At 45.2% G+C, this 6,215-nt stretch carries 5 protein-coding genes and 2 pseudogenes; 4 read left to right on the forward strand and 3 right to left on the reverse strand.

Annotated features, from left to right (window positions below; genetic code table 11):
* A pseudogene (locus QUB66_RS12515) lies at positions 1 to 281 on the forward strand (IS630 family transposase); the annotation flags it as partial.
* A gap of 21 nt (positions 282 to 302) precedes the next feature.
* Positions 303 to 497 (forward strand): annotated as a pseudogene (locus QUB66_RS12520) (slr1659 superfamily regulator); the annotation flags it as partial.
* A 257-nt stretch (positions 498 to 754) separates the two neighbouring features.
* Here the strand turns inward: QUB66_RS12520 and QUB66_RS12525 are convergent.
* On the reverse strand, positions 755 to 2,233 hold the full coding sequence (locus QUB66_RS12525) for an ATP-binding protein (RefSeq protein WP_332968190.1): 1,479 nt from the start codon (positions 2,231 to 2,233) through the stop codon (positions 755 to 757).
* Positions 2,234 to 2,339: 106 nt separating this feature from the next.
* On the reverse strand, positions 2,340 to 3,164 hold the full coding sequence (locus tag QUB66_RS12530) for an alpha/beta fold hydrolase (protein WP_332968188.1): 825 nt from the start codon (positions 3,162 to 3,164) through the stop codon (positions 2,340 to 2,342).
* Between the two features lie 162 nt (positions 3,165 to 3,326).
* On the opposite strand from QUB66_RS12530, the gene QUB66_RS12535 reads away from it, so the two are divergent.
* Both QUB66_RS12535 and QUB66_RS12540 read left to right on the forward strand, forming a co-directional pair.
* Positions 3,327 to 3,527, forward strand: a complete 201-nt coding sequence (locus QUB66_RS12535; RefSeq protein ID WP_265235751.1) for a hypothetical protein — start codon at positions 3,327 to 3,329, stop codon at positions 3,525 to 3,527.
* A gap of 366 nt (positions 3,528 to 3,893) precedes the next feature.
* Positions 3,894 to 5,582: a BamA/TamA family outer membrane protein gene (locus tag QUB66_RS12540; protein WP_265235750.1), complete on the forward strand. Its 1,689-nt coding sequence runs from the start codon at positions 3,894 to 3,896 to the stop codon at positions 5,580 to 5,582.
* Positions 5,583 to 5,861: 279 nt separating this feature from the next.
* Here QUB66_RS12540 and QUB66_RS12545 read toward each other — a convergent pair.
* A partial coding sequence (locus QUB66_RS12545; protein ID WP_332968186.1) for a HEAT repeat domain-containing protein occupies positions 5,862 to 6,215 on the reverse strand: 354 nt, incomplete at its 5' end.

Below are 6,215 nucleotides of genomic sequence, written 5' to 3' on the forward strand. Positions count from 1 at the left end.
GGGATGGAGCTAGTTATCATAGATATGGAGAATTTAGAGATTATTTGTCAGAAGTTAATCGTGACAAAGAACCTGATAATTGGTCAATAACTTGTATTTTATTTGCTCCCAATGCTCCCGAACAAAATCCCGTTGAAGATATCTGGTTACAAGCTAAAAATTTTTTACGAAAGTATTGGTATTTATGTAAGTCTTTTAAGATAATTAAATTTTTGTTTGAGTTTTTCACAAACGAACATAAATTTGATTTCCCAAAAATCCATCAGTACACCTATACATAGAAAATGATTTAGGATTGCTATATTACTTTGAACTTAAAAAAATTGGATTTTGTTAACAGTTCTGGTATTAATATGCTGTCTAAGTTTGTGATTAGTGTGCGGAAAAAGAAAACGATTCAACTTTTGGTACTGGGTTCAAATGATGTTCCTTGGCAACAGAAATCTCTCAAAAATTTAGAAAAGTTGTTGCCAACTTTGAAGTTAGAATTGGAGTAGGTGATGTTTCATTCAGTTGACAATTGACAGTTGACAGTTGACAGTTGACAGTTGACAGCACTTGACAAAAGAAGGAAGAGGATTAGAGTAATGAATCGTCTGCTTTTAATTTCTCCCGATCAGGGATAGGCTTTAAACCAATTCTTTCTGGTAAATTTTAAGCACAATTATTTACACTGGCGGGACGTGGCACAATTATTTGCACAGGCGGGACGTGCCACAATTTATGCAGATAAATTTGGATGTTTATCAACTGTTTAAGTTTGTTGTATTGGCAGTTCAATGATAAACTCGGTTCCCTTCCCCGGTTCGGACTCGCACCTGAGGGTTCCTCGGTGATTTTCTACTAAGATTTTGTAGACAATAGATAATCCTAAACCTGTACCTCTACCGATCGCCTTTGTGGTAAAAAACTGCTCGAACATCCGTTTTTTTACCTCTGCTGTCATTCCCGATCCCGTGTCAGCAATCCGCACTCTGACGCGATCGCAACCAACGACTTCTGTGCGGATAGAAACTTTTAGCTGAGCATTGGGCTGATTTTCTGCTACCTCTTCCAAAGCATCGATCGCATTGCTAATTAGATTCATAAATACTTGATTTATCTGTCCAGCATAACACTCTACACCAGGCAATTTTTCATAATTTTTAACTATTTGAATTTCGCAACGGTCTTTTTTAGCATTAAGACGGTTTCTCAAAATTAAGATGGTGCTGTCAATACTGTCATGCAAATCGCACGGCGTCATGTTACTGTTGTCTGTTCGCGAAAAGCTGCCCATAGATTTGACAATTTCGCGAATGCGAATTGAACCCATTTGCATAGAAGACATAACTTTAGGCAAGTCTTCAACTAGAAATTCCAGATCCATCTCTTTGATTTGATCCTGAATTTCGGCACAGGGATTCGGATAGTATTCTCGATAGAGACGCAGCAGGTAGAGTAAATCTTGAGTATAAATTTCGGCATGGCTCAAGTTGCCGTAAATAAAACTAACTGGGTTATTAATTTCGTGGACGATACTAGCCATTAGGGCTCCCAGGGAAGACATTTTTTCGCTATGGAGAAGTTGAGCTTGAGTTTGTTTCAGTTCCCGAAGTGCGCTATCGATCTGGGCTGCTTGAGCTTCGGCTTTCGAGGTAGCTGCACAACTTTCTTGATAGAGTTCAACCTGTTTGAGGTCGATTTCAAATTGTTCGATTTCGCTTTCTTGCTGGTATTGACTCACGACGGCATCGAAAGCTGCTGGCAATTCGCCACCGGCAGCTTCGATAATGTACTGTAGATGAGGATTTTCTAGGTTGAGTTCGGTGTCGGGAACTTGCACTAATGCTTTTATGCGATCGATATATTTGCGGACTTGCTTGTCTAGATATAGCGGCGCCTCAAAATACATCGCCTTGACGGTGGGTGAAGGGGAACTCAATAAGTTGCTGCTGTCAGTATTAATTAAGTCGTGGTGAGATTTTTCCATAAGTTCGATCGCCTCTAACAAATTCCCGCGCAGTTTTGCTCTTTCTGCGGTATTCTCAGAGCAAACTAACCTCATGCAAAAAAATGCCGATCGCTGGGAAAGCATTCGCTGGCGGCCGCTGATGTTAATTACCGCAGCACTAACTTTTCTGGCTGTCGTAATTTCTTCCAGATTAAAGTAGTTGCTCAGTGCCGCCATTCGTAATACTCCAGAATCAACTAAATGTTTGTAGCTTGTGCTGACACAATATTTTATTGCCATAAAAACTTTTTTGTACAAGTACAGTCAGCAATATATTCCGTATCGATCGCATCTGTGGTATAATCAGGCACTATTGTTTCAAGTTTGTGGTCGATCGCACTTTTTCTTAATGATCCAAAAATTTAGCAATCAACTCCGCGATGATTTGAGATTGAGTTTGTGGCAACCCGTGAGTAGCATTGGGAATAATTGCTAACTCAGCCCTTGGTATCTCGTTAGCGTAGGTTTCGCAGTGCCATAGAGGAATGGTTTCGTCGCTAGCTGCTGCGATAACTAAGGCAGGAATTTGCAATTTATGAATTTCTTTTTCTACGGTATCAACGGCGTCTTCCGGCCGCATCCGGCTCATTAAAAATGACCTTGCTACGGGTTGAGACATTAACTCTCTGCGCCACCCGGCAATTTGCTGCAATTTTTCACTTTTCCCCACTAAACTAGCAAAAGGTTTGGCTAACTGTAAGGCCCAATCAACCGCTGGGGTTTCCCACAGCAGCGGCCGCAAAGCATCGTATTGACCGCAAAAACTGTCGTCCCGAATTCCCGCAGGTGCTGCTAACACTAAACTGCTGACAGAATTGGGATATTTTAGGGCGTATGCAGAGGCTACCCAACCGCCAAAAGAATGTCCGATGATGCCGCAGGGTTCGATGTTTAGTTGTTCTACAACTTGCCGCACAAAGGCAACTTCTACGGCTACGTCGTACTGGATTTTGGGTTTGCTAGATTCTCCAAAACCTAACATATCTAAACTGATGCACCGAAATTGAGATTGCAATAATTCAATTAAGGGTAGCCAGCAGGTTTTTTCTCCGAAAAAACCGTGCAACAGCAATAAGGGTGGGCCACTGCCGATGTCGAGGTAGGCGGCTGTTTGGCTGCTGCTATTGACAAATGTGGTTACTGTGTTATGTGTTACTGCTATTGACTGCACGGGCGATCGACTCCTGAGGCTTCAGAAAGATTATATGTAAATAATTGTAACAAAACAGCAGTCCAAAGGTTAAACTTCATTACGGAGTACACAATTAGAAGTAGAGCGTGATAGTCTCTATTATTATTTGAAATAACTGCAAACTCAAAGCAGGAGAACACTTTGAACTCTACTTTAAAACGGTACCCGGCTTGCTCCCTGCGCGAAGATGTCAGTGAGTACGTAGCAGACCTACAGCTTCACATGACTTTACAAGCTCGCAACTTGCTCCCTAACATTACCACTGCTAAGGACAGTCGCGAACAACTGTTGCAGCAGACTCAGGCTAATTTTGAGAAGCGTGTTTCTCGACAAGCTATTTAAACAAATTTTCGGTTTCCCAATTGTACGATCGCCCGCGATGGACTTTTCCCCACATTTCAGGGCATCGCAGAAACCCGGTATCTTCAAAAATACCGGGTTTCTTTTTGGGCGGTTGAGACGGCGGTTGAGACGGCGGTTGAGATGGCGGTTGAGATGGCGGTTGAGACGGTAGTTGAGACGGTAGTTGAGACGGCGGTTGAGATGGCGGTTGAGATGGCGGTTGAGATGGCGGTTGAGATGGCGTCTACACAGACAAAACCCGCGGAGGCGGGTTGAAGAATAGAGCGATATTAAATCCAGGTTTGGGATTAGGCATCATGACCAATTTTGGTTAATATGCGTTGAGTATGCTTTAGTTTTATGTTTATGCGAATTCCAATTATTGCATTTTTGACTTTGGCGGCGGTGGCTGGTGGTGAATTGGGGGCGCGGGCGATCGATCCGACAGTCGCACCGCGTGAGGTGGAGTTGAGAGAAGGAACCGCAGAGATTGACAGGCGAGACGCCTATCCCACAAGGGCACAGAGGGAGGAGGATGAGGTGAGTCCAATTGTGCGGGATTTGCCGGCATCTGATGAGATCGCGGTTGCTGGAGAAGTTCGATCGCCCTCAGTCAAGTTCAGCAACCATAAAGATTTTACCTCTCTGTTACCAACTGCGGGGACGATCGCCACCAAACCCGAAACCGAACCAGTAAACAGCAACGCGCAACAACTAGGCGGTACTCGACAAATCAGTCAAGCGGGCAATGCTGAGGGCGTTTACGTGGCTGAGGTGAAAATTCGCTTTGTCAATTCCAAAGGCGAAGCAGTTGATAAAAAAGGCAATCCGATTCAGGGCAGAATTTCGGAAGATTTTATTCGGGGTGAGCTCAAACTTAAGGCGGGGGATAATTACAGCCCGGAAGTTGTACGACTAGACTTGCAGCAGTTGCAGCAGTTGGGATTGTTTGACAAGGTGACGGTTTCTACTGAAGAAGTTGGGACGGATGTTAATGTAATTTACAACGTTCAAGAGCGATCGGCTCGATCGTTTGGCGTGAGTGCTAGCATTAGCGATGATGTTGGTGTTGCTGTTCCTCTTTCCTATGTCGATCGCACTTTCGGCACAAACCCGCAGCGGTTGGCGGTGGAAATTCAGCCCAGCCTCCGAGGTATCGAGTACGATGTCCAGTTTGTCAGCCCTTACGTTGCCGCCGATGACCGTTTGGGATACAGTGTGAGAGCTTTTGGCGATCGCAAAATCTCCGAAATTTTCAACAAGGATATCGATTTGCAGAATGGCGATCGAGTTCGGGAAATTCGGATCGGGGGAAATCTCGCAGTTACGCGACCTTTGGGCGATTGGCGGGGAACTTTAGGATTAAATTATACAAATATCAGCACGCGCGATCGCGATTTAAATATTGCCCGCCGCGACGAACTGGGCAATCCTCTCACATTCAGCGGTTCGGGCGTTGATGAGTTATACACTGTTTCTTTTGGCGCGGTTCGCGATCGGCGAAACAATCCCTTCAACCCCACCAGCGGCTCGATTCTCAGCCTCAGCACCGAGCAATCGATACCTCTGGGGGGAGGTAACATTGTGAGCAACCGCCTGTTGGCAAATTATATACAATATGTACCAGTAACTTTACTGGGTATCAGCGAGTCCGAGGCCTTGCCAGAAATGCTGGCTTTTAACTTGCAAGGGGGGACGGTAATCGGGGATTTGCCGCCCACGGAAGCGTTTCGACTCGGCGGCCGCAATTCTGTGCGGGGTTACGATGGCGGGGATATTGGTAGCGGGCGGAGTTATTTCTTGGCTTCAGGTGAGTATCGGTTTCCGGTGGGCAGGGATGTCGGCGGCGTGATATTTGCTGATTTTGCGTCGGATTTGGGGACTGGTGACAGCGTGTTGGGAAAACCCGCTTCGGTGAGGGATAAACCGGGGACTGGGGCTGGTGTTGGTTTGGGTGTCAGAGTGCGATCGTCCTTGGGATTAATTCGCTTAGATTTGGGTGTTAGCGATGGCGGCGACATCAAATTTGTCCTCGGTACAAAGCAGCGATTTTAAATAGTTGATAGTTGGCAGTTGGCAGTTGATAGTTGGCAGTTGGCAGTTGGCAGTTGGCAGTTGGCAGTTGATAGTTGATAGAAGAGGGAAGAGGGAAGAGGGAAGAGGCAAAAAATTAATCAATAAATCTTCTTCCTTGTTCCATCTTAGACAAGATGGCATTCGTTGCCAGACTATCTAGAAATTATCTGCGTTAATTTGCGTTGCATCACCTGGACAAGCACAGAAAATTTAGGGACACAACACAATTTTGTGTCCCTACGGTGTTGCAGTAACTGCTTAAGGCTTGGGTTTTTTCACATCAACAATTTTCGGTTTCACCGCCGGAGTGCGCGGATAAAACTTAAACTTATTGAGCGCAGCACTTGCCGATTTTGCCACACCGCTATCTGTATCTCGCAAAGCTCTTTGCAAGAGCGGAATCACTTTTTCAGACTTAATCATTGCTAGTGCTTCCACAGCAGCTTGCCGCACCTCCGGGTGAAAATCTTGAGCTAATTTCCCCAAGGTTTCTATTGCTCGCTGACCGTCGGCTCTCAAAGCATTAGCAGCACCCATATTACCTAAAGCAGACGCTGCAAACTTGCGGGTTTCTGTGTCCTGACTTTGAACGCATCCCATCAACTGCGCCAC

The sequence above is a fragment of the Microcoleus sp. A2-C3 genome (assembly GCF_036706065.1).
Taxonomy (GTDB): domain Bacteria; phylum Cyanobacteriota; class Cyanobacteriia; order Cyanobacteriales; family Microcoleaceae; genus Microcoleus.